General features: G+C 47.5%; 22 protein-coding genes. 10 read left to right on the forward strand and 12 right to left on the reverse strand.

Going from position 1 to position 21,588, the window contains the following annotated elements:
* Positions 1–26 precede the first annotated feature (26 nt).
* The 4 genes from MHH25_RS02105 to MHH25_RS02120 all read left to right on the forward strand — a co-directional run bounded on the left by MHH25_RS02105 (position 27) and on the right by MHH25_RS02120 (position 4,231).
* Positions 27–728, forward strand: coding sequence for a hypothetical protein (locus MHH25_RS02105; protein ID WP_340018998.1), 702 nt, complete (start codon positions 27–29; stop codon positions 726–728).
* Positions 729–1,082: 354 nt separating this feature from the next.
* A complete protein-coding gene (locus tag MHH25_RS02110) occupies positions 1,083–1,997 on the forward strand; it encodes a sugar ABC transporter permease (RefSeq protein ID WP_340018999.1) in 915 nt (304 codons plus the stop codon).
* Entirely contained in the window at positions 1,981–2,835 is an 855-nt protein-coding gene (locus MHH25_RS02115) for a carbohydrate ABC transporter permease (RefSeq protein WP_076329721.1), read from the forward strand. Before MHH25_RS02110 ends, MHH25_RS02115 begins: the two co-directional genes overlap by 17 nt.
* A gap of 58 nt (positions 2,836–2,893) precedes the next feature.
* Entirely contained in the window at positions 2,894–4,231 is a 1,338-nt protein-coding gene (locus MHH25_RS02120) for an FAD-dependent oxidoreductase (protein WP_340020435.1), read from the forward strand.
* Between the two features lie 505 nt (positions 4,232–4,736).
* On the opposite strand, the gene MHH25_RS02125 is transcribed toward MHH25_RS02120, so the two are convergent.
* The 4 genes from MHH25_RS02125 to MHH25_RS02140 all read right to left on the reverse strand — a co-directional run bounded on the left by MHH25_RS02125 (position 4,737) and on the right by MHH25_RS02140 (position 7,921).
* Positions 4,737–5,387 carry an amino acid ABC transporter permease gene (locus tag MHH25_RS02125; protein ID WP_340019000.1) on the reverse strand — a complete coding sequence of 217 codons (651 nt, stop codon included), beginning with the start codon at positions 5,385–5,387 and terminating at the stop codon, positions 4,737–4,739.
* A 111-nt stretch (positions 5,388–5,498) separates the two neighbouring features.
* A complete protein-coding gene (locus tag MHH25_RS02130; protein WP_036616642.1) occupies positions 5,499–6,221 on the reverse strand; it encodes an amino acid ABC transporter permease in 723 nt (240 codons plus the stop codon).
* A 101-nt stretch (positions 6,222–6,322) separates the two neighbouring features.
* Complete coding sequence (locus tag MHH25_RS02135) at positions 6,323–7,153, reverse strand: transporter substrate-binding domain-containing protein (protein WP_036616644.1); 831 nt, start codon at positions 7,151–7,153, stop codon at positions 6,323–6,325.
* 39 nt (positions 7,154–7,192) lie between these two features.
* The gene (locus MHH25_RS02140; protein WP_051447440.1) at positions 7,193–7,921 is read right to left on the reverse strand and encodes an amino acid ABC transporter ATP-binding protein; all 729 of its coding nucleotides are present in this window, start codon (positions 7,919–7,921) and stop codon (positions 7,193–7,195) included.
* 480 nt (positions 7,922–8,401) lie between these two features.
* Between MHH25_RS02140 and MHH25_RS02145 the strand changes: the two genes are divergently transcribed.
* Positions 8,402–10,015: a glycoside hydrolase family 28 protein gene (locus MHH25_RS02145; RefSeq protein WP_340019001.1), complete on the forward strand. Its 1,614-nt coding sequence runs from the start codon at positions 8,402–8,404 to the stop codon at positions 10,013–10,015.
* A 152-nt stretch (positions 10,016–10,167) separates the two neighbouring features.
* On the opposite strand, the gene MHH25_RS02150 is transcribed toward MHH25_RS02145, so the two are convergent.
* On the reverse strand, positions 10,168–11,019 hold the full coding sequence (locus tag MHH25_RS02150; protein WP_340019002.1) for an AraC family transcriptional regulator: 852 nt from the start codon (positions 11,017–11,019) through the stop codon (positions 10,168–10,170).
* A gap of 256 nt (positions 11,020–11,275) precedes the next feature.
* Here MHH25_RS02150 and MHH25_RS02155 point away from each other — a divergent pair, with 256 nt between their 5' ends.
* Positions 11,276–11,737, forward strand: a complete 462-nt coding sequence (locus MHH25_RS02155; RefSeq protein ID WP_017691032.1) for a cupin domain-containing protein — start codon at positions 11,276–11,278, stop codon at positions 11,735–11,737.
* Positions 11,738–11,888: 151 nt separating this feature from the next.
* Here MHH25_RS02155 and MHH25_RS02160 read toward each other — a convergent pair whose 3' ends face one another.
* From MHH25_RS02160 to MHH25_RS02170, 3 genes are all read right to left on the reverse strand, one after another.
* Entirely contained in the window at positions 11,889–12,740 is an 852-nt protein-coding gene (locus MHH25_RS02160) for a hypothetical protein (RefSeq protein WP_340019003.1), read from the reverse strand.
* Positions 12,737–13,255, reverse strand: a complete 519-nt coding sequence (locus MHH25_RS02165; RefSeq protein ID WP_340019004.1) for a sigma-70 family RNA polymerase sigma factor — start codon at positions 13,253–13,255, stop codon at positions 12,737–12,739. The genes MHH25_RS02160 and MHH25_RS02165 overlap by 4 nt, the downstream gene beginning before the upstream one ends.
* A gap of 274 nt (positions 13,256–13,529) precedes the next feature.
* On the reverse strand, positions 13,530–14,357 hold the full coding sequence (locus tag MHH25_RS02170) for an aldo/keto reductase (protein WP_340019005.1): 828 nt from the start codon (positions 14,355–14,357) through the stop codon (positions 13,530–13,532).
* Between the two features lie 332 nt (positions 14,358–14,689).
* On the opposite strand from MHH25_RS02170, the gene MHH25_RS02175 reads away from it, so the two are divergent.
* Positions 14,690–15,946 (forward strand): DUF445 domain-containing protein, encoded by a 1,257-nt coding sequence (locus MHH25_RS02175; protein WP_340019006.1) that lies wholly within the window; start codon positions 14,690–14,692, stop codon positions 15,944–15,946.
* Between the two features lie 85 nt (positions 15,947–16,031).
* Here MHH25_RS02175 and MHH25_RS02180 read toward each other — a convergent pair whose 3' ends face one another.
* Genes MHH25_RS02180 through MHH25_RS02195 form a run of 4 tightly spaced genes read right to left on the reverse strand, consistent with a single transcriptional unit; the run spans position 16,032 to position 18,825 of the window.
* Positions 16,032–16,385, reverse strand: coding sequence for a YxeA family protein (locus MHH25_RS02180; RefSeq protein ID WP_036616662.1), 354 nt, complete (start codon positions 16,383–16,385; stop codon positions 16,032–16,034).
* A 29-nt stretch (positions 16,386–16,414) separates the two neighbouring features.
* The gene (locus tag MHH25_RS02185) at positions 16,415–17,146 is read right to left on the reverse strand and encodes an ABC transporter permease (protein ID WP_036673135.1); all 732 of its coding nucleotides are present in this window, start codon (positions 17,144–17,146) and stop codon (positions 16,415–16,417) included.
* A 12-nt stretch (positions 17,147–17,158) separates the two neighbouring features.
* Positions 17,159–17,908: an ABC transporter permease gene (locus MHH25_RS02190; protein ID WP_340019007.1), complete on the reverse strand. Its 750-nt coding sequence runs from the start codon at positions 17,906–17,908 to the stop codon at positions 17,159–17,161.
* Positions 17,908–18,825 (reverse strand): ABC transporter ATP-binding protein, encoded by a 918-nt coding sequence (locus MHH25_RS02195; protein WP_036616824.1) that lies wholly within the window; start codon positions 18,823–18,825, stop codon positions 17,908–17,910. Before MHH25_RS02195 ends, MHH25_RS02190 begins: the two co-directional genes overlap by 1 nt.
* Before the next feature lie 156 nt (positions 18,826–18,981).
* Between MHH25_RS02195 and MHH25_RS02200 the strand changes: the two genes are divergently transcribed.
* From MHH25_RS02200 to MHH25_RS02210, 3 genes are all read left to right on the forward strand, one after another.
* Entirely contained in the window at positions 18,982–19,695 is a 714-nt protein-coding gene (locus tag MHH25_RS02200) for a response regulator transcription factor (protein ID WP_036616668.1), read from the forward strand.
* Positions 19,695–21,077 carry a HAMP domain-containing sensor histidine kinase gene (locus tag MHH25_RS02205; RefSeq protein ID WP_340019009.1) on the forward strand — a complete coding sequence of 461 codons (1,383 nt, stop codon included), beginning with the start codon at positions 19,695–19,697 and terminating at the stop codon, positions 21,075–21,077. The genes MHH25_RS02200 and MHH25_RS02205 overlap by 1 nt, the downstream gene beginning before the upstream one ends.
* A gap of 276 nt (positions 21,078–21,353) precedes the next feature.
* Complete coding sequence (locus MHH25_RS02210; protein WP_036616672.1) at positions 21,354–21,536, forward strand: type A2 lanthipeptide; 183 nt, start codon at positions 21,354–21,356, stop codon at positions 21,534–21,536.
* The last annotated feature ends 52 nt before the right edge of the window (positions 21,537–21,588 follow it).

The raw sequence follows: 21,588 nt of genomic DNA on the forward strand, positions 1-21,588 counted from the left end.
TTTGATCGAAACCGGAGGTGAGAACGATGGGCAAATTCAAAGAATTACTTGAACAGAAACCGCTGTCGCTGGTGATCAGCCTGCCTGAGAATGATATTGCTTTGGCACGGGCAGCCATGGAAGAGGGCGCTGATGCACTGAAGGTGCATTATAATGTTGGTCATCGCGCCAGCGGGAATCATTTTGGTCCATTGGACATGTACGCCGAGGTGTTTCGGGCGATCCGCAGTGAGTTTGGTGGTCCGCTTGGGGTCGTACCTTCTGGCAGTATAGATGGAGCACAAAGGGAGGATGTGGAGCGTCTTGGTGGGCTGGGTTTTGATTTCTATTCCATCTATGCACATCACTTGCCATCTTTCATGCTGAGTGACTTGGGGCTTGACCCAACGTTTGCGATCAATGAGGAATATGATGCTTCCCTCGTAACATCGGCAGCTCACTTCGGCTTCACCGCTCTGGAGGCATCCATTGTGCCTGGAAAAGAATATGGTACACCGCTAAGCTTCGCGGATGTACTCAAGTATCGCCGTCTGGTCTTGCAAGCCCAGGTACCGGTATTGGTTCCTTCCCAGCGAAAGCTGGTATCGGAGGATGTTCGGGTGCTGCGTGATACCGGGGTCAAAGCAATTATGCTTGGGGCGGTCGTGACTGGCAATACGGAGGAACAGCTGCGAAGGGCTGTGAACGGGTTCCGCAATGCGGTGGACAGTCTGAACCATCAGGATTAAACCGTTGAAAGTCACGTGAATCACGGGGGACACCCCATGTTAGCATTCATTCGTTCTAACGAATCGAGGACATGTTATTCGCGCCTATTTGTATGGATCTGAAGTTTAAGGAATCAGAGAGACGTTATTTCGTCCATTTGGTCGATTTTTAAAGTTCTGGTGACATTTATAGAGATATAAGATGACTGAGATTCGTTACCCGTGCATTCTTTAAAAAATCTGTCTTATAAGATGCGGTAGATTCGTTAGCGATTTGGAGCGAGGGGATCATTCCTTTTGAGACAGCACCTTATATAGAATCGTCGCAGAGTTCAGCTTCGGAGGAAATTTGTTTAAAAGGGGGAGGCCTGATTTGTGAACCATTCACACAAGCGCAAAAGAGGGGGACCGCTCGCCAGAGAGGCCCAGATCGCAGGTTGGCTGTTTGTATCGCCGATGCTGCTTGGGTTTACCCTGCTGCTGTTATTTCCCATGGGTCTCGCGTTATACATGAGTCTGACCGATTGGCCACTGCTGGGGGATCATCATTTTATTGGATTGGAGAATTACCAGAATATTATGACAGACGCGATGTTCTGGAAAGTGCTTGCCAATACGGTCTATTTCACAGCGGGGCTGGTGCCGCTTAATATTGTGCTCGCCCTGCTGCTTGCGTTGTTGCTGTCCAGAAATCTGCGGGGCATCGGAATTTTCCGAACAGCGATCTTTGTTCCGGTCATGACCTCGTTGATCGTATGGGCCATCGTGTGGAAGCTAATGTATGCGACAGAGTCTGGATTGATTAATCAGCTTCTGTTGATGCTGGGCATCAAAGGTCCGGCCTGGCTTTACAATCCGGATTTGGCAATGCCAGCGATTATCGTGACAAGTGTGCTGAAAAATGTCGGTCTGAATATGGTGCTGTTCATTGCAGCTATTCAGCAGGTACCGCGTTCACTGTACGAAGCAGCAACATTAGACGGGGCGGGCAAGAGGGGAACCTTCTTTCACGTCACGTTGCCCATGATCACGCCAACCGTGTTTTTGACAGTAGTCATGACCGTGATTGGTTCACTCAAAGTATTCGGGCAGATCTATGTGATGACACAGGGCGGGCCGAGCAACAGCACCAAGGTATTGGTTTATTATATTTGGGAAAAAGCATTCAAATTATTTCAGTTTGGTTATGCTTCTGCTCTCGCATATGTACTGTTCTTTATCGTGCTAATTCTGACGCTGCTGCAATGGCAGCTCCGAAAGAGGTGGGTATTCAATGAAGGCGATGCCTAGTCCTTCGGGGCGGAAGATAGGAAGTACTCTGGGGACGTATTTGTTGCTGACCCTGATTTCCCTCATTATGATTGTGCCATTTATCTGGATGATATCGACATCATTCAAGGAACCCCAGAGCATATTCACCTATCCACCGCAGTGGATACCGGATACTTTCCGATTTCAGAACTATATCGATGTCTTTCGATTGATTCCGTTTCACCGTTTTTATTGGAACAGTATCTACATTTCTGCGTTGGTTGTGCTGGGAACAGTATTCTTTGCCTCTCTCGCCGGTTATGCATTCGCCAAAATTCCGTTTAAAGGACGTAATGTGGTATTTCTCATCCTGCTGAGTGCGATGATGATTCCCCATGAGGTGACGGCGATACCGATGTTTCTGTTCATGCGGCAGCTGGGGTGGATTGATACCCATCTTCCGCTGATATTATTGCCGATCTTTGGCGCGGGTGGTGTGTTTGGCATCTTTGTGATGCGGCAGTTCTTCATTACGGTGCCAACCGAGCTGGAGGAAGCGGCGATGATGGACGGTTGCAACCGATTCCGGATATATGCGCGAATTATGCTGCCCATTGCCAAGCCGGGTATGGCTACGCTGACAATCTTTACGTTTGTGACGATCTGGAATGAGTTTTTTGATCCATTGATCTTCATTAACTCGCGTGATCTAATGACGCTGCCGCTTGGATTATCCCTGTTTACAGATGAAGTGGGTACAGCCTGGCAATATCTGATGAGCGCCACCGTCATGGCAACCTTGCCACTGTTAATTGTTTTTTTCCTGGCACAACGGCGCTTCATTGAGGGGGTTGCCATGACGGGACTGAAAGAGTAAGCCGTGTAATACGTGCAATAGAACGAAGGAGGGACAACATTTGCGTGAAGGGATGAGCATGAAAAAGGAAGAAGCAGATGTCGTTATTGTGGGAGGCGGCCCTGCGGGTATAGCGGCAGCTATTGCGGCTGGACGACAGGGGATACGAACAGTGCTGGTGGAACGATACGGGTTCGTTGGCGGGATGTCAACTGCCGCTATGGTTTATCCCTGGATGACTTTCCATACGGAGCGCGGTGAGCAGGTTATTAAAGGTATTGCGCAGGAGATTGTGGATCGTTTGCAGGCACGTGGCGGCTCCCCGGGGCATCTGCGCGATACGGTTGGATTTGTGTATACCGTCACGCCGTACCATCCGGCCATCTTTCAGGTGGTTGCGGCAGAGATGTTGCGGGAGGCAGGTGTCCGGCTGTTATTGCACAGCTTTGTGGACGAGGTGGTCGTTGTAGATGATCGGGTGGAAGCGGTGCGAGTGACCAACAAGTCTGGAAGAATGGAATTCCAGGCGAACGTATTTGTGGATGCAAGCGGTGATGCGGATCTGGCTTATCTTGCGGGTGCTTCTGTGGCAAAGGGAAGAGACGGAGACCACCAGTCACAGCCGATGACCATGAAATTCCGCATGCGTGGTGTGGATCTTGGACGAGTGAAACAATACATGCTGGAGCACCCGGAGGATTTCTATGTGAAAACTCCTTTTGCTGAACTGGACAGCATTCCGTTAACCGGGGTGAGCGGCTTCTACTCCCAGTGGAAAAAAGCAGGTGTGCCGATTAATCGCGACCAGGTATTATTTTTTACCGGACCGGCAGAGGATGAAGTGCTGATTAATTGTACGCGGGTGCAGGGACTTGATGCGACGGATGCCGAGGATCTGACCTCTGCGGAACAGGAAGGGCGGAAGCAGGTGCTGATGATCGCTGAGTTTTTGCAGCGTGATGTGCCTGGATTCAAACGGGCTTCGATCTCGGCAGTAGCAACGCAGATTGGTATCCGTGAATCCAGGCGAATCATAGGTCATTACGCTTTGACCCAGGTGGATGTGGTTGCAGGACAAAAATTTGAAGATGTGATTGCCAGAAGTGGTTATCCGATTGATATTCATGACCCTTCGGGTCAAGGCGTTGTGGCTGCCTTTATAGAGGGAGATGGAGCATATGATATTCCGTATCGCTGTCTGATCTCTCGAAATATCCGCAATCTGCTGGCGGCAGGACGCTGCATCTCCACCACACATGAGGCGCATGCAACGACAAGGTTGACTCCAAGCTGTATGGCTACCGGGGAGGCCGCGGGAACAGCGGCTGCACTCACAGTGAAGATGAAGCTGGACCCGGTGGAACTGCCGATCGCGCTGTTACAGGCGGAATTACGTCGCAACGGAGCAGCGATCTAGCGGATGAGCTGATTGTGGACGAATTGGGCGAATCGGGTGAATCATTAATAGTGGGAGTGGGTGTTTATTTAATTCGCGGTGGTGGCGTAAGTTTTAACGAACCTGAGGCGTCTAATTCCGGGCTATAAGCTGAAATGAAAAATGTAACGAATCTCAGTGAAGCTATTTTACTTAAAACCCTGTAATAGGGAGTAAAGCGGGGTGAATCGGAAGAATAGAGCGTCTACGATTCGTTAGATTAGGAAATGTCCCGAAAAAGGCTAAATAAGCTTCCCTCAGTTCGTTAGTAATGGGTGGGAAGCTGGTGAATTGATGAGCATAACTGTAGCCCCAAAGACTCCAAATCCACTACATAGGTGGGTTTAGAGTCTTTGGGGCGTTCTCATTCTTTTCATCTATTAGGTTCTTTCCTTCATGCCTAATTATATCTAATCAATCACGGGGTCTCGGTTCCTTCATGTTCCATCATGTTTCGTATTCTTTCATGCCTTATTCCTTCCGATTATCAATTCATCCGTGCCTCAAGTCGTCTTGCGACAATGGATAGCGCGTAGTTGATGGCAAAATACAATACGGCTGCGAGCAGCAGGGCCGGGATAATGTAATCAAAACTTTGACCGCCAAGGATCTGCACGTTGTGCATCAGCTCCGGCAGAGAGATGATGATCGCCAGTGAAGTATCCTTCAGGAGTGAGATGAACTGGCTGACCATCGGCGGGGACATGCGGCGTAGCGCCTGTGGCATGATGATGCCACCGAGGGTCTGCATGTAACTCAGGCCCGAGGAGCGGGCAGCTTCCACCTGACCGCGCTCAACGGATTTCAGACCGCTACGGACGATCTCGGCGATCATCGAGCCTTCAAACAGACTCAGTCCAACAACTGTGGACCAGAAGACGGACATTTTAATCCCGAGCTGTGGAAGTACCATGTGGATGAAGAAAATGATGAGCAACAGCGGCAGATTCCGGATCGTATCCACGATCACTGCGACGATCTGTGACAGAACAGGGATACGGGTAAACCGGATTGTACCCAGCACAGTGCCGAGCACAAAGCTGAATATAATGGATAGCCCTGCTACCTGTAGGGTAATCAGGAATCCATGAAGCAGGAAACGAAGGTTGGGCCACGCATAGGCCCCGCTAAAGTCCATATTTTATTAGCCTCCTTCTGTGTGCAGGAATGGAATATCGAAGATCAATAGATGGGGCATGGACAAGCCGATACATTTCCCTAAAAATCTGCGCAGGTACAAGTCAATCTGTTACATGGTGACCTGACCTGCCGGTTTGTTCTTTTTCGGTTTGCCTTTGGTGCTGCGCGCTTCTGCATCGCTCTGTCCAAACCTGCGCTCCATATAATGCACCAGGAAGCTAAGTGGCAGTGTCAGCACCAGATAGAACAGCGCAACAATGGTGTACACACTTAGCGGTTGGAACGTATCCGAGTTAACTAGGTCGGCAAAATACATAAGATCCATACCGGCGACAACGGCAAGAATGGATGAGTTTTTGACCAAATTGATGAACTGGTTGCCGATGGACGGCAGTACAATCTTGATGGCCTGGGGCAGAATGATCAGGTTCATGGCCTGTACATAGGACAAGCCGGAAGACCTTGCTGCTTCCAGTTGTCCACGCGGCACGGTCTGAATGCCCGCTCGGATTGCTTCGGCAATGAAAGCGGCGGTGTAGATGGTCAGACCCAGAGTACCGGAGACAAATCCATCCAGCGAGATGCCTAGTGCAGGCAGTCCAAGATAGAAGAAAAACACAACCAGCAACAATGGGATGTTTCGGATAAATTCCACAAAAGCCGTGCCGATCCAGTTCAGCGGTTTCACAGGGGATATCCGAAAGATAGCCAGGATCGCGCCAAGGATAAAGCTGCCAATGAGAGCCATAATGCTCACTTGAATCGTATTCAGGAACCCTTCCAGAAAACGATCCGAGTGTCGCATCAGTACGCTGAAATCCAATGTGCCCATATAGGCGAAGCCTCCGTTCTCCAGATGTAGAAACGGCGATTACGTCTGCTCATGCTTCGCATCCAGCAGACGAATTCGCCGCTTAACTATCTTAATTCGGGTTACTCGGGCTTGGAGCCGAGCCATTTCTCATGTAATGTGTCATATTCCCCGCTGTCTTTCAAGCTTTTGAGCAGCGTGTTGACTTCCTCCACGAAGGCAGTGTCACCTTTGCGAATGGCCATACCATAAGGTTCGCTTGTGAAATTGCCACCAACCAATTGGAAGCTGTTATCCGTCTGTTGCATACCGATGAGGATGATGTTATCTGTGGTCAGCGCTTCGCCTTTACCTGCTTTGAGAGCAGTGAATGCATCCTGATAGTTATCGAATTCAAGCACCTCAGCATCCGGGGCTTTCTCGCGAATGTTCTGAGCGGATGTGGAGCCTTTCACCGCGAGTACTTTCACCCCGCTGAGGCTTTCCAGGCCGGTAATCGCACTGTCGTTTTTCACCAGCAGGGATTGGCCTGCTTCGAAATAAACATCACTGAAATCCACCTGTTCCTTACGCTCATCCGTAATTGTCATTGTGGCAATGATGATGTCGATGTCTCCATTCTGCAGCATGGGAATACGTGTCTTGGAAGTGACCTCTTTCAGTTCGACCTTGGTCTCATCTCCAAGGATCTGTTTGGCGAGTGCTTTGGCGATATCAATATCGAATCCTTCAACGTTGCCACTCGCGGGATCTTTCAAGCCAAACAGCTTCGTATCGTATTTCACACCGGCGATGAGCTTGCCACGTTCCTTAATCCGCTCAATCGTGCCTTTCGCCTCGGCATCGCCACCACCGCTCGCTGAAGGTGTATCTGTACCTGTACTACAACCTGACAATACAAGGGAGAGAATGAGGACAAGCATAAATGATGGCCATTTCAATAATTTCTTCATGAATAAAGACCCCTTTCAAAATGGAATAGTGGATTATTCTCAATGATGAATCAGACGGCTCAGGAATTGCTGTGCTCGTTCTTCTCTGGGGTTGTCAAAAAATTCAGCAGCTTGGGCCTCTTCTACAATTCGGCCTTCGTCCATGAAGATGACCCGGTCCGCAACTTCACGGGCGAATCCCATCTCATGGGTAACGACGACCATGGTCATGCCATTATGGGCAAGGGAACGCATAACATCGAGGACTTCCCCGATCATCTCGGGATCGAGAGCAGAGGTAGGTTCGTCAAAAAGCATGATTTTGGGCTCCATGGCGAGTCCTCTGGCGATGGCTACCCGTTGCTGCTGTCCACCGGACAACTGGGAGGGATAACTGTCTGCTTTGTCGGCAATGCCCACCCGGGTCAGATACTTCATTGCTGTTGCGGCTGCCTGTTCTTTGGGTTGTTTGCGCACCTTCATGGGTGCAAGGGTAATGTTATCGATGACTTTTTTGTGAGGATAAAGATTGAAGTGTTGAAATACCATGCCGATGTCACGGCGGAAGAGGTTAATGTCCACCTTTTTCTGATGTAGAGGAATCCCACTGACGACAAGTTCACCTTCGGTAATGGTCTCCAGGCGGTTAATACAGCGGAGTAACGTGCTTTTGCCGGAGCCGGAAGGTCCGATAATGACGACGACTTCTCCTTCTTCAATGTGAAGATGGATATCCTTGAGGACATGAAAATGACCGAAATGTTTCTGGACACCCCTAAATTCAATCAAGAGTACACCCCATCCTTTCTGCAACGTCTGTGTGTAAAAGGAATAATAAGGAATAAATTGAAACTAGTTATTTAATCATACATAGTCATCCTGCTTATGGCAATTGGTTTGTGATAAAACATGACATAAGTAATGGGTTCCCTAGGGCTATAGCCAGAAAGTATGTTATATATCTGTCATGTTATTAAACTCCTTGTGACGAATCCTGACAGAAAAATGAATCTATTTTCCTAGTCGGTTTCCAACCTTTGGAATAGTTGTATAGAGTATACTGAAAGTGATGTTTGATTTATGACTCTGATTAACAAAACAAATAGCATCAAGTTCCACGTGTACATGGCAAAAAAGCTCAACCCTACACGTCATGCCATTGATATGATGGAGCGAGAGAGCGTCCGTTTGAACGTAAGTAAGGAAAGTAAAAGCGATGTATTGATCCCATAACAATTCCATTACATGTAGAGAGGATGATTCTGCACGATGAATACATATCACTCCCCAATGTCGACAGGAGCAAGTGCCCAGTCCGATGTTCGAGCTTATGAAGCCAATTTGCCTGTCATTCCTGTACAGGATTTTCAGCTTAAAGACTATGGAGCTGTTGGAGACGGCGTAACAGATAATACGGAGATGTTCCGACTTGCCATCGCTTCATGTGCTGAAGCAGGAGGTGGGAGAATCGTAATTCCTGCCGGGGTATGGCTCACAGGCCCGATTGTAATGCGCAGCCGGATCGAACTACATGTGGAAGAAGGGGCACTGGTTACGTTTAGCCGAGATTTTGATCAATACCCATTAATTGCATCAAGCTTCGAAGGCTGGCAGGTGGTACGTTGCCAATCCCCGATCGATGGTGATCAACTGGAGGATATTGCGATTACTGGTGAGGGGATATGGGATGGGGGCGGGGAGGCATGGCGTCCGGTGAAACGCTCCAAAATGACCACTTCACAATGGAACCAATTGGTCGCTTCCGGTGGTGTTGTAGAGCAATCCGGCGGAGATGAAGAAATCTGGTGGCCTACCACAGCTGCACTTGAGGGTGGCACCATCGCGAATCGATTGCATCAGGAGCAGGTACGTGATGTCGCTGCCTATGAAGAAGTCAGAGACTTTTTACGTCCCAACATGGTCAGTTTACGGAGATGCAAACGGGTACTGCTGGACGGTCCAACGTTTCAGAACTCGCCTGCATGGAATCTGCACCCCTGGGCTTCTGAGCATGTCACCATTCGTAACGTGAGTGTGCGGAATCCGTGGTTTTCTCAGAATGGAGATGGGCTGGACGTTGAATCCTGCCGTCATGTGGTGGTCGAGAAGAGTGTATTCGATGTCGGTGATGATGCGATCTGTCTGAAATCAGGCAAGGATGCCGAAGGCCGTGAACTGGGTCTTCCATCGGAGTACATCACCATTCGGGATTGCACGGTGTATCACGGTCATGGCGGGTTTGTAATTGGCAGTGAAATGTCCGGTGGTGTGCGGCATGTGCGTGTGTCGGATTGTACGTTTATCGGCACGGACATTGGACTTCGCTTCAAAAGCGCACGTGGGCGCGGCGGAGTGGTTGAGGACATTCAGATTGAGCGCATATATATGAAAGATATCATTATGGAAGCGATCTCGTTTTCCTTTTTCTATGCAAATCAGGAAGGGTCTGCCCGGGGCAGTGATCTATCTCAGGAGATTAGCGAAGAGACGCCAGTGTTCCGAGATATTCGAATATCGGATGTGGTCTGTGCCGGTGCCGACACTGCGTTGCTTGTGAGTGGATTGCCGGAACAGCCTTTGGATGGGGTGATCATCCAGCGTTACAACGTGCAAGCTCGCAGTGGTATCCAATGTGCTCATGCAAAACATCTGCATATCGCTGAATTGCAGGCGCAGATCACTGAAGGTCCGCTGGTTCATTTGCACCAGTGCAAAGGGGCAGAATTAGAGAGCATTCAGGGCAAAGGTGCAGATGGCCGACTTCTGATGGTGACCGGACACGAGTCCGCAGGCATTGTATGTCGTGAAGGCGATGCTGACACAGACGGTCGTCAGATCTCTGTGGGTCCCGAGGTGCGAAGTGGCGTGATCATTCGTAGATAAAATGTATGTAGTAGGGATTATACAAGTTGGTCCAATTCAGCCGTAGTGGCGTAGCCATAGATCCAGTAATCGTGATGCCTTTTGATATGAGGAGTACGTAATCTCTGGAGCAAGGCTACCCACTCGGCTTTTATATGAAGTTATCTGATGATCTACCGGTGTTCCTTGCGATAGCGCAGCGGTGTTGTACCGGTAACCTGTTTGAATGTTTTGTTAAAATGAGCCGTATGCTCAAATCCTACCTTCTCAGCGATCATCTGGACACGCTCTTGTGTGGACAGCAATCTTCGTTGTGCCTCCCGGACACGAACAACACGCAAATATTCGCTAAATCGAAACCCGGTAAACCGGCTGAACATTCGGCTCAGATAGGATGGACTGATATAAAAACGATTGGCTGCACCCTCCAGCGTAAGTGGTTCGGTATAGTTTTTATTCACATAAGTGACGATTTCACTGATTTTGTCCTGCATCGGATGCAAGGGACTGGGGCATGACTGCCGGATGTCCTCCTCTACCCGATGAATACGGATCAAAAGTTGGGCAAGCAGACTTCTTACGGCGATCTCATAGTGAGGGCGTCGCTCTTTGCATTCTTGCAGCATCTGCCACAATATACGTTCCATCTCGGGCTGTTCCGCTTCAGGCAGGCGAAGGAGTCTTGAACAATTAAAAGGCAGCAGACCACATATGCCAAGTTCCATCCCCGTTGCAAAAGCAGGAGAAAAACCGATTAATATCCGTTCGAAGCCGGGAATATTTCCTTTGGAGGTGGTATGTACATCGTGTGGATTAATCAGAATAAAATCACCCTTGTGGGCGGACAGAATCTGACCATTCATGGAATACACTCGTTCACCTTCAAGTAAGTAATACAGTTCGTAGAATGGATGAGCGTGAGGTTGTGGCATACCATTCCCATCATGTCTGCGCATATGTTCAATGGTAAATGAATGTTCACCGATTCGGTATTTGGGTCCAATCCGGTCCTCTATGAGACTCATGGTACAGCTCCCCTCTGCTTCACGGATTAACAACGATATCCATATCATAACGGAACATCCATCTTTTTGTAAACGCTATCATTGGAAATGAAATATTTCTTTAATCCTATCGTTAAATACCGAGAGACAGATCCGGCATGGCACTTATGTGCTGTCAAGGTGACAAAACTTGAATGATGTTTTAGAGTAGGGGGAGAGAGGCGAAACTCTGGTTAAGGAGTGTCTCCAATATGATTTGGAAGGAAGGAAACAGGTTATGACGACACATGAATTATCGCCATTGGTTGCTGCGCTCAATATGCAGCCTCACGTTGAAGGCGGTTGGTATAAGGAAGAATGGAAGGCATCTTATCAGATTCCTCAGTCCGTTCTGCCGGATACATACTCCGGCCCACGATTCTCGGCAAGTTCCACATATTTCCTGCTACATGCACATGAAATCTCCGAGTGGCATACGGTTCTGTCCGATGAACTTTGGCTGTGGCACAGCGGCAGTCCAGTTGAACTGAAGCTGGGCGGCAATGGGGAGAACCCGGAGAACGAGGAAGTTCTTGTTCTGGGGATGGATATTGCTGCGGGGCAATCACCACAGGTGCTCGTTCCTGCCGGCGTATGGCAGACAGCGCGTCCGCTGGGCGATGAGCCTGTACTGGTAACTTGCGTAGTAGCGCCAGGTTTCCACTTTGATGATTTCAAGCTGGTATCCAAAAGCGAATAGGTTTTGATATGTGAAAATCCCGATCCGAGATGCTCAGGGCATCCGAATCGGGATTTTTTTGGATTGAGCGTATAAAGTATGCTGAGCTCTATGCCTAGTTCAGGGATAGATCATTCCCTTTTGAATAAGCATCACTTTTGGCAATGACTAATCACTTCGGATTCTCGTTACTCATCCAGCTGTCCACATAAAACTCCTCATGATAATCCGGTTGCTGAGCGAGTTCTTTGAGCTTCTGTTCAGCTTCTTCAGCGGTAAGATATTCTCCAATAACTGCTGTAAACTCACCAGTGGACGTTTTGAGGAAAGAGATGTCCTCATCCGGATAGGATTCTTTAATTATACCCATCGATTCTCCAAAAGGCATTGATTCTGTGCGGAGAGAGTATACCTTCCGAGGTGTGACCGGTTTGCCGTCGGAAGTGAGTTTCACTTCCAGGTATCCAGGGTTCTTGAATTCCGTTACGGCATACTGTACCCCTTCTTTTAAAACAACTACGAATCCGACGGAAGAGTCGTCTAAAATCATGGAACCATAAACATCTTTCACTAAAGGCTGGGTCATGAAGTCGGCTTTGACTTTCTCTATATCCATGTAACGTGCACCGCTAAAAGTGAAGAGGATACGATTAGGTGCTTCTTTGTGTACTACATTATAATGGGGTGCATCATTAGTCTGATCTTGCTCGTCGGTGCTAAAATTGATTTTAAGCGTATTTTCGGTTGCTTCCGATCCCACAGTTACACCATCTGTAACTTTGCCGCCATCGCCGAATTGCAATACCTGAACAATAGAGCCGACCACAGGTATCTTGGACATGGCGTTTGCTACGGAAGGGATGTTCACCACGAAGAGAAAAGCAGCACATGCCGCTATGACTGAGGCATAACGAATCATTCGAGATGAATTCTTGCGAGCAGTGGCTCTTTTCTGTGCATGATGAATAACGTCAGTAAGTTGAGCAGGGATTTCAATATTTTCGTAACGATCTTTACCTGTCATAGATCTCCAACCTCTCCTTCATTTAAATCCATTTTTAATTTGTTGATAATCCGATAGAATTTTGACTTAACGGTATTCTCCGACAGGGAGAGCACTTCAGCGATCTCCCGGAAACGCATATTACCAAAGAACTTTAATATAATATAGGCTCTATCTTCGGGCACGAGTCGATCCAGTGCGTCATATAGATCCATTTTTTCTTCCAGCGACGCCCCTCGCTCTGGAGCCACAAACTCCTGCACATGATCCTCCATATAGGTCACTCGCTGGTTACGTCGAATATGATCTATCGCTGTGTTAATCACAATTCGTGACATCCAGGAATCAAAATAAGTCATGGACTCCATCTTTCCATAAGCGATGTACCCTTTATAGACCGCTTCGGATACGATATCCAGCGCTTCTTGTTCATTTTTAACATAGCAGTATGCCAGTCGATATAATTTATTTTGAATCTCTGTTATTTTTTCGCTGAACTGTTCTTCTTTTGTCTTTCTATGGTTCAGTCTAATCACTCCTGATCCCCCCTGATCAACCTAAATATTCAAGTCACCGCTCGTTCCAGGCCTGGATTCTATATAAGTGCTTGAGTTCGCTTGACACTCGTTAGACTGATGAGGAGAAGAAATAGTTCTAAACGTTCAAAAAACTTTTATTCTTTCGGCCCTGAAGAGGATAACGAGCCTCGCCTCCATTCTTAACAACGAATAGTTTGCCTATAACATCACATACCAAAACACCCGCTCTTCTAAGATCGAAGGCGGGTGTAATCGAATTAATTTGCTTATATTAGAAGTTAAAGTTGTCTGGATCAGAACCAAAGCGTTTATTCTCGTTCAGACTGTTAATCTGCTCTACTTCTTCCGAAGTTAACTCAAAATCATAGAGATCAGCATTCGCGTGAATACGCTCAGGCGTAACGGATTTTGGTATCGTCACGATGCCGTTCTGCAGATCCCAGCGCAGAATTACTTGTGCGGGGGACTTGCTGTATTTGGCTGCGATATCCTTCAGCAACGGATGATCCATCAGATGACCTTGTCCGAGCGGAGACCAGGCTTCGATCTGAATCTGATGTTTGTTGCAGTACTCACGAAGCTCTGACTGAATCAATAGTGGGTGAAGCTCCACCTGATTAACTGCTGGTTTGATCGTGGCATCGATCATCAAGTCTTCCAGATGGTGAATCTGGAAGTTGCTCACACCGATCGCCCGGATGCGTCCTTCTTTATGAAGTTTCTCCAGCGCTCGCCATGTATCTTTGTACTTGCCCTTAACCGGCCAGTGGATGAGATAGAGATCCAGATACTCCAGTTCGAGTCGTTCCATGCTGGCTTCGAAGGCAGCCAGCGTGGATTCATATCCCTGATCACTATTCCATACTTTAGTGGTAATGAACAGATCCTCACGAGCTACTCCAGATTCACGAATACCCTGAGCGACACCTGTTTCGTTGTTATACGCTTTGGCTGTGTCGATGCTGCGATAACCAGCTTGAATGGCTGTTTTGACAGCATGAACGACTTCGTCTCCGTCTTTAACTTTGAATACCCCAAAACCCAGCCATGGCATCTTGACTCCGTTATAGAGCGTGGTTGTGTCCTGCACGTGTTTCATGGTCCGAAATTCCTCCTCTTATTGATTCATTGTTCCACTATGTAATTACCCTGCTGTTCAGCAGCCAATCGATATCGAAGGGCCGTCTTGATTGATTATACTAAAATCTGCCTGATCTTGGAAAAGGGAGCGATCCATTTTACGAAGTAAACGCCGCTATTATCCTTTTTCTTCAACCAGAGGTTTGGTTTTGACGCTTGTGGGTGATAAGATGAAGTATACGAAACATGGAAGTCGAGACTTTGCTATGGAGAATTTACATAAGAAACGAAGAAGTGCGGAATCGGGTACAGATCGGACCGTACGATTAACGATAAAGGAGCAAGAATACAATGGCTAAACCTAAACAAACCAAAAAAGCAGCTGCCTGGTCTCTCGTGGTAATGGGAGCAGGATTTGCTGCATCCTTGCCGTTCCAGGGCGTACCAGTTGGCAAGTTGCTGGTAGGATCATTTGAAGCGGGACTCGTGGGTGGACTTGCGGACTGGTTCGCAGTTACTGCACTATTCCGTCACCCGCTCGGCATTCCAATTCCACACACGGCATTGCTGCCGAAAAATCGCGATAAAATGACGGAAGGTCTGGTCTCCGCAGTAGAGAATAACTTGCTCAACAAAGACAGCATTACCGAGAAAATTGCAGATTTCAAAGCAGCAGAGACGGTGCTCGATACGTTGACACGTGAGCTTCACAGTGACGGAATCAAGATCATGATTGATACACTCTGCAAACGAATTCTGGCTGGTCTGCCGTTAGAGCAGATTGCTCCGCTCGTAGCACGTGAGATCAAGTCACAAGCGGGAGCCTTTGATCTGGGTCCGATTCTGGAACGGGCTGCCCACCAGATGACAGAGCGGGGTTACGACGCCAAAGCGCTGGACTACGGACTGAAGCAAGCCGAGGAGTGGCTGGTTAAACCCGAGACGATCATGTTTTTGGGTGAAAGCGGCATGAAAGCCATTAGTGGCATTCAGATGAACGGATTGATGCAGTTTGCGATGAATGCGTTCTTGGGTTATATGAACGAGGAGCGTCTGGGTGGCATTTTACAAGGATATCTCTTCGATCGGGTAGAGGATATGAAACGTGAAGGTAGCGCTCTAAGGTACAAGGTGCTTGATATGGTACGTACCCAGACGGTGCGTTTGGCAATGAGCGAGGCTATGCAAGATGGAATCAACAGCTGGAAGAACAATATGTTGGAGGGCTGGAACGCAGAGGGAACGGTGCTGAACAAACTCACCGACCTGAGAGACAAGGCGCTCGCTGCGATGGAAGATGGACAGTATGTAGATACGTATGCACTGCCTGCCATTGAGCGGGTATTGGTTGATCTGCGGGCAGATGACGAGTTGATGACAGGCATGAATGCCAAGATCGTAAATGGCGTCACAACACTGCTGGAGAAAAATCATTCCAAAATCGGTAAACTCGTACGCGAAAATGTGGACAAAATGGACAATGCCACTTTGGTTTCGATGATTGAGGATAAGGTTGGACAGGACCTGCAATGGATTCGGATCAACGGAGCCGTTACCGGATTTGTTATCGGGATTGCGCTGACTGCGCTGCAGATGGCATTGGCATAACCTAAAAGAGCCACCCTTGAAGTAATGGGGCAAGGCTCTTTTTGTTATGCAAATATCAATGGAGATATAGATACGCATCTTTTTTCTATTTAGAGGTTAACTGCTTGGCTTGCCCCGGCAGATCGTCCGCTGTGACCTCTTCCCAGTGTGTAACACCACGCAGCGTGGATACATATAGTTTCAGATAGGCCCCATTTTTGAGTAGCTTACTGGTGGAGAAGCTTAGTGTTTTTGATTTTCCTTCGTCTGTATAGCCGATCAGTTCATAAGCATATCTGCCATTGTCATCCTTGTTGACTGTAGTCTGATTCACAGTGGTATAGTAGGTTGTTTTGCCGGCAGGGTTATCGGGAGTCAATTTAGCAGGGTCCATGAAGAAGAGCCACAGGCAAGTCAGAATAACGAGTACCAATGCGAGAATAGTGAATGCTTTTTTCATGTTCTTGTCCTCCTTTAATCTCGGTAAATTTAGGACGATGCGATGTCTTTATATTTCAGGCGGCGGATCGACCAGGTAGCAAACAGAAGGATAAAGAGACTGTTCATGAAAAGAAAGACGATATTCTCCGAGGATGTCAGTCCCTTTTGACTCAGAACGCCCATGCCTATAGTTAACAAGGAGTAGGGGAATAACATGCCGATTTTCAGCACATACATGCCTAGTCCCAGAAAGACTGCACAAAGGCTGATGCCAATTGGCGTCGCAAAGCTTCTTATCCGGATCGACAACCCTAGTTGCAGTGCAGCAATAGAGATAGAGGCAAACCATCCTCGCAGGCTCCATACGACGGTCTCCATCGGGAACGGACCCGGAATGACGAACAGTTTGCCTGCTGCCCAGTACATGAGCATGAAGAAGGCTTGAGCCGAGAAGATCAATATGCCAACAATGACCAACTTGGCAACAAATAGGCTGGTGACTGACACTGGAGAAGCCAGAATCATATTCCAGTTGCGATTGCTGTGTTCCAGGCGGCATACAAAGGCACAACAGATAGCGATCAGGATGGGCAGGAAGAATTCTCCGTAAAACAAACTGACCTGTGTCCACAGGCTGTACCACCCGTTTTGTAAAGCCGCTTGATTAAAATAAAAGTTAAAGCATCCGATAAGCAGACTGATAATAGGCAGAATGGCCAGTACCAGGCTGATCCGGGAATGCCGAAGTTTAAGCCATTCTGCGGAAATGCTCCTCAGCATGTGTTCCCCTCCTCAAATCTCTTGTCTTGAAGCATGAATATTCCCTGCAAAATAGAAGATGGCAGCCATCAACAAGGCGGCTAAGAAAAGACCGACAGGCAGCATACCCGATACATAGGTACCCGAAGATGCGCTGTAAATATAAGTGACTGGATTCAGATCCATGTAGTAAGACCAGATGAAAAGGTGACGTACACCTGCTGGAAACAACCCCGATGTTGTTCCGATGAATCCGCCCAGCATACCCAGACATAACGCAAAAGCCTGATTGCGTACTGTAAGAGACAACCATTGCTGAAGAGCGGTGATGGCGAGTGTAGTTAGCATTGTGCCTATAGCGAACTGCCCAAGCAGGGAAAGTGGCGGCGGACCGGAAATATTTTTGGATAAACCGAAACCGACAATGAACACAGCTTGCGCAAGGATACCATAAAGGATCAGGCTGTTGGCACATATGTATTTGGCTGTGTAGACATGATTACGTCCGGTGTTGGTCGTCATTAGCATCTTCCAGGTGTTCCCCTTATGCTCCATATCACAGATGCGGGATACAACGATAGCCGATATAATGGGCAGAAACAGACCGTTCATGGAAGCGATGCTGAAGATCAAGGCTTCCCAGCTCGCATTGGCTGCACTTCGGGAGATGGAGATACTCATGGACATGGAGGCCCAGATCATCTCAGCGGCCAGAAAAAGAGATAGCATGACCCAGATCTTTTTGCGGCGGATTTTAAAATACTCTAAGGATAGAGCTTTCATTACAGGCTCCGCTCCTTTCCGGTCAGATCCAGGAATATACCTTCCAGACTTTTCTTGTATTCCTCGATACGAATCACAGGAATATCGTGTTGTACCAGCACCTTATTCATCTGCGAGACTTCTTCGTCACGAAGGTAGTCGAACACCAGTTGTTTGCCCTGGACTGTAGGCATGTAGCCTTGAGTCAAAAGGATTTTTTCCGCCCTTGCCGTATCCGTCGTCTGAAAACGTATGGTAGCCTTGTTATTGGCCTGAAGACTCTGCATGCTTCCCTGAAACAGAAGTTTGCCATCACTGATAATGCCGACTGAGGTAGCAATCTGTTCGATCTCTGATAACAGGTGGCTGGATAGCAGGACTGTTATGCCGTATTGACCTGGAAGGGACTTGATCAATTCCCTAATCTCACCGATCCCCGACGGATCAAGTCCGTTCGTAGGTTCATCCAGAATAAGCAGGCTTGGGAAGGCAAGCAGGGCCATGGCAATACCGAGTCTTTGCTTCATCCCCAGCGAATACTGATCGGCCTGTTTATGTTTTTGATTTTCAAGTCGAACAATTTTGAGAGCTTCATCAATATTTTTGTTCGGTACGTTCCGTAGTCGCTGCATGACTTTCATATTCTCAAGTCCAGTCAAGTGGCCGTAATAAGATGGAGATTCGATCAGTGAACCTGTCTGATTCAGAATGGAAGGGCGATGTTTATTCAGATCTTTGCCAAACACCTTTACAGTGCCTTCGGTAGGTTTGATCAAACCCAAAAGCATTTTTAATGTGGTTGTTTTGCCTGCTCCGTTCGGACCCAGGAAGCCAAAAATCTGTCCCGTCTCAACTGCCAGATTGACCTGATGTACGCGGTTAGTACCGCCATAAGATTTAGACAGGTTATGCGTTTCCACGATGGGGGAACTGTTTATCATTGATCTCAACTCCATTTCACTAATGTCTCTGTTGCTCTAAATATAGATCAGGCTTCTTGCTCGTAGCTGAAGATAACCTTACAATTACCTTAAATGGAAATGGAAAATATCGGATGATTGCCTTTATGATGTATAATAAAAAGGGTGATATCAATGGAATTATTGAAGAATAAGAAAATATTGATCGTAGATGATGAGCCCGAAATACGGGAAATGATTGAACGTTTTTTACGGAAAGAAGGTTTTTTCCGGATCTATACGGCTGGTAACTTCGTGAATGCCTTGGCGGTATGCAGACTTGAAAAGCCGGATGCAGCTATTCTGGATGTGATGCTTCCGGATGGAGATGGGTTCTCTCTGCTCTCTTCGATCCGGTCATTCTCGGACATGCCTGTTCTGTTCTTGTCTGCACGTGGTGAAGATGAGGATCGACTGCTCGGTCTGGGGCTTGGAGCAGATGATTATATGGTCAAGCCCTTTCTGCCAAGAGAGTTGATTCTCAGGCTGATGGCTATTCTGAAGCGGGTATATGCCTCCAATACGGTGGAGAGATTGCCTGTATTTCGTTTGGGTGGACAAACCATTGATCTGGAGAGCGCTGTTGTACAGAGGACAGACAGGGAGCTTCCATTGACAGCTAAGGAGCATGCCATACTGATCAAGTTGTATGAGAATCAGGGCCGAATTGTAACCAGTGATGCCCTGTGTCAAGCCGTCTGGGGAGACGAGAGTTATGGGTATGAGAATACCCTGATGGTGCATGTTCGGCGAATCCGGGAGAAGATTGAGGAAGATCCATCCAAACCGATATTTCTGCTGACGGTACGGGGACTTGGTTATAAATTGATGGTTCAGGAGTCTAGGTAATGGATGGCGTTGTTCGAATTCTAAGAAGGTTCGTCGGATCAACCATTCTGGTATCTGTGGTGCTATTACTATTCAATCTGATTCTGCTAGGTTCGCTGATCTTCAAGGAAATTCATGAAGGGCCTTCCCCTGGTGCGGTTGTGAAGCAGATGGCTAGTGGCCTGAGCAAGGGAGAGCAGGGGGAATATGCGCTGGACAGCGATGGAATGCAATTGCTGGATACATATCAGGCTTGGGCTATGCTGCTTGATCCCCAGGGCAAGGTACAGTGGAGCGAACAGCTTCCGGCTGAAATCCCGCGCTCTTATAACGTGACGGATGTTGCGAAGTTCTCCCGATATTATCTTATGGAATACCCAGTGTATGTGTGGGAGCGTAAAGACGGATTATTGGTCGTAGGCTACCCCAAGAATACGTACGGAAAATACCAGTTCGACTTTTTGGCAGAGTGGCTTAAGTCATTACCTGTTCGGATCATCCTATTATTGGTGTGTAATGTGGCTCTTGCTCTTCTGGTCTCCGTATTAATTGGAACACGGGTAATCCGTAGTATTCGACCGTTGATCAATGGCATTCATGCGCTGGCAAAGGAAGAGCCTGTTCATGTCGAGACCAAGGGTATATTTAATGATCTGTCTCAAAGCATCAATTCAACATCTCGCATGCTTCAGGATAAGGATGATGCTCTTAAAGCGAGAGATGAAGCTCGATCCAACTGGATCGCAGGCATTTCTCACGATATACGGACGCCATTGTCCATGATTCTGGGTTACGCGAGCGAGTTGGAAGAGCAAGTGGATTTGCCAGCTGAGCAAAAACAGCAGGCATCCATTATTCGTCGCCAGGGTGAACGTCTGCGGTCACTGGTCAGTGATCTGAATTTGGTGTCCATGCTGGAGTATGAGATGCAGCCCTTGCAGTTGAAGTCGATTCGACTCTCTGTTCTGGTAAGACAGGTCGTGTCAGATTTTTTGAACAATGGCCTGGATGAACGTTATCCGATCTCGCTTCATGTTCAGGACGAAAGTCTTCAGGTTATGGGGGATGAGCGATTACTGTATCGTGCAGTAACGAACCTGATACATAACAGTATCAGGCATAACCCGGATGGATGTGCAATTGTGCTGGAAACGAGCCGTTCAGCGGAGGATTTATGTTGTGAATTTGTGGTATCTGATGATGGGATAGGAATTCCAAAAGAGTATCTGGACGATGTGGTGGTACTCCCTTATGCCGCAGGACGTGTACGGCCCTCCCGCCAGGGACATGGCTTGGGGCTTCCAATGGTATCAAGGATTGCAAAGGCTCATCGGGGAAGGCTTATTCTCACGAGTGACAGTGGGGAAGGGTTTAGAGCTGTATTGCAGTTGCCTGCTACTTAGAAAAACACCTGCCTTGGACAGGTGTTTAAAACTTTATACATGTAACAACGAACTATCGCAATTTTGTCATCGTCATAGTAAAAGTAATGTTTCTTGTCAAAATGACGCGAAAATCCAAAGAATGGATTTACAAAAAATAGCAAATTGTGCTAGGATGAATATAGGAAATAATTACATAAATTAAATATTTTGGGATTGTAAAGACTTGAATTCAACCTTGGTGTTTAGCTTTTTTTAAGCTATACATATAAAAAAAATTGAATGGAGGTTTTTTCAATGAAACAATTCAATCTCGAAGCATTGGGAGCAATTGAGGACATCAGTGATGATGAGCTGATGGTCATTACAGGTGCGGTATCTGTAATTGATGTTGAAGCAAGCGGCGGTGTATTCTGTACGGTAAGTCATGAATGTCATTATAATTCGGTTTCACCTTCTTCTTGGCTGACTTGTTGTTAATTTTTACTCTTATCTTCGGGCACATAGCTGATTTCAGTTATGTGCTTGATTT

It is taken from the genome of Paenibacillus sp. FSL H3-0457 (assembly GCF_037981725.1).
Classification (GTDB): Bacteria; Bacillota; Bacilli; order Paenibacillales; family Paenibacillaceae; genus Paenibacillus; species Paenibacillus amylolyticus.